Genomic DNA, 886 nt, shown 5'->3' on the forward strand with positions numbered 1-886 from the left:
GCGAAGCTCAAGCCCTTGTTGGATGATCATCGGCGTTCGGATTTGTTGCCGCAAAGCGGAAGCTAAAGCGTCCATCGAACGATATACGGCCGTTGAAGCGGAAGTGGAATGGCGAAGACAAATTCCGTCGTCCGAATGTTGGAGGCAGAAAATCCCTCGCCCTTGGCTGCCATAGATCGGCTTGAGAAAGACGGATGGGAAAGCGTCAAGGAACGCCTCAAGCGTATGTTGACCGCTCCAGAGCGCCGTTTTCGGCAAGTGCGGGTGCAAGTACTCGTGCCGCTCAAAATGGCAGTGCACTTCCCATTTATGCAAAAAGCGATGGTTGAACATCATCCCGTTTTCTTCGGCAAGCCGAGCGAGCAGCTCGGCAAACAAAGGGGAGCGTTCGAGCTTGCGCGAGTGAAGGCGATTGTAAACGACATCGGCTGGAGGCACGTCCCGCTTGCCCCATCCGCTTTCGGTCCACTGATAGCCGACTCCCTCTAAGTAAAGCGCCGGCGAGGACACGTAAAAAAAGAGACCACGCTTTCTAGCATATGCCGCCAATTCCTCGCAAAAATGATGGATGGATCCAAAGGCAGCCCGTTCACTTGTTTCATTGATTTCCGTCAGCACAGCCATCGTTCGTTGTTTGCTCATCGCAGTCCCTCATTTGCGCATTCGTCAGGCAAGCTCTATAATGAACAATTAGGCAAACGTTTATATCGCCATCGTATGATGACGGACGCCGTTTGGTGACAGCGGCGGGGACGGAAGGAGAAGAGGATGGAAACGTTCGTTTATTTGCTGTTTATGGTGGCGGTCGGGGCGCTCATTGGCGGGGTGACGAATTTTATCGCCATCGTGATGCTGTTTCGCCCATATGAGCCGATGTACGTGTTTG

The 886-nt window shown here is 53.0% G+C and carries 1 protein-coding gene and 1 pseudogene; one reads left to right on the forward strand and one right to left on the reverse strand.

What is annotated here, in order from left to right:
* On the reverse strand, positions 1 to 642 hold a 642-nt coding region (locus VU18_RS18960), incomplete at its 3' end, for a YheC/YheD family protein (protein ID WP_047757622.1).
* Between the two features lie 126 nt (positions 643 to 768).
* On the opposite strand from VU18_RS18960, the pseudogene VU18_RS21200 reads away from it, so the two are divergent.
* A pseudogene (locus tag VU18_RS21200) lies at positions 769 to 886 on the forward strand (DUF445 domain-containing protein); the annotation flags it as partial.

It is taken from the genome of Geobacillus sp. ZGt-1 (assembly GCF_001026865.1).
Classification (GTDB): domain Bacteria; phylum Bacillota; class Bacilli; order Bacillales; family Anoxybacillaceae; genus Geobacillus; species Geobacillus thermoleovorans.